1 protein-coding gene is annotated in these 1,256 nt (G+C 72.5%); it reads left to right on the forward strand.

Translation table 11 applies throughout. The features are described 5' to 3' along the window. Positions 1–1,254, forward strand: a 1,254-nt coding sequence (locus IF00_RS0140310) for an erythromycin esterase family protein (RefSeq protein ID WP_030327080.1), incomplete at its 5' end; no start/stop codon positions are given. Positions 1,255–1,256 lie beyond the last annotated feature (2 nt).

Genomic DNA, 1,256 nt, shown 5'->3' on the forward strand with positions numbered 1-1,256 from the left:
CACCGGGAGACACGCCTCGTACGGTCCCTGGAACGGGCCGCTCACCCGCTGCGCTCCACGGAGCCCGGTGGCCGGACCGGGGACCTTCGGGCGCTGAGCGCCATGGTCGGCGGCGCGAAGGTGGTGGGCCTGGGCGAGGCCACACACGGTTCGCACGAGTTCTTCGCCATGAAGGAACGCGTCTTCCGGCACCTCGTCGAGGAGCGCGGCTTCACCACCTTCGCGCTGGAGATGAGCTGGTCGGCGGGGCTCAGGATCGACGAGTACCTCCAGGGCGGCCCCGGCGACCCGCGGCGGATCGCGACGGAGACGCTGGCCGGATCCCCCTGGGAACGCGAGGAGTTCGTCAGTCTGATCGGCTGGATGCGCGAGCACAACCGCCGCCGCCCCGGCCACCGGGTCCACTTCATGGGGGACGACCTCGGGGCGCCGCAGCTCGGCGACCACATCTTCGAGCGCGTGCTGTCGTCCGTCGGCAGGACCCGGCCGGAGGTCCTGCCCCGCCTGACCGAGTTGTACGCCGGACTGCGCCCCTTCGACGACATCTTCGGCTACCTGCGCACACCGGTCGCGGAACGCGAGACGAACGCCGTACGCGCCCAGGAGGCACTCGACCTGGTCGCCGCGCACCTGGCGGCCGACGACGACCACGCGTGGACGGTGCGGCACGCCCGGAACATCGCGGAGACCTTCGCCTTCGCCACCGTCGACCTCGCCGACCCCGCCTCGGTCACCGCCGCCGAGCACCTGCGCGACCGGGCCATGGCGGACAACGTGCTGTGGTGGCAACGCCACACCGGCCACAGGATGCTGCTGTCGGCCCACAACGGCCACGTCGGATACCTCTCGACCCACCCGGACATGTACCCGCGGACCCAGGGCGCCGTGCTGCGCGACCACCTGGGCAGCGGCTACGCCGCGATAGGCTTCTCCTTCGCCGGCGGCTCCTTCCTCACCAAGGACGCAGCCCTGGACGGGGACTGGAAGCCGGTCACCGTCCCCGCGGCGCGCCCCGGGATGAACGAGCACCTCCTGGACCGGGTCGGGTACCGGGACTTCTTTCTGGACCTGAGGACCGCACCCGCCGAGGCGCGCGCCTGGTTCGACCGTGCCCGGCCGGTCTACGACGCCGGCTCGACCTTCACCGCCGATCCCCTGCCCGCCCTCGCCCTCGGCCGGGCCTACGACGTGCTCATCCACCTCCATCGGGTCCGCGCGGCCGACAAGCTCACGCGGGGGGCGTCCGCCCCGTAGCG

Origin of the sequence: Streptomyces flavochromogenes (genome assembly GCF_000717595.1) — a bacterium.
GTDB lineage: Bacteria > Actinomycetota > Actinomycetes > Streptomycetales > Streptomycetaceae > Streptomyces > Streptomyces flavochromogenes.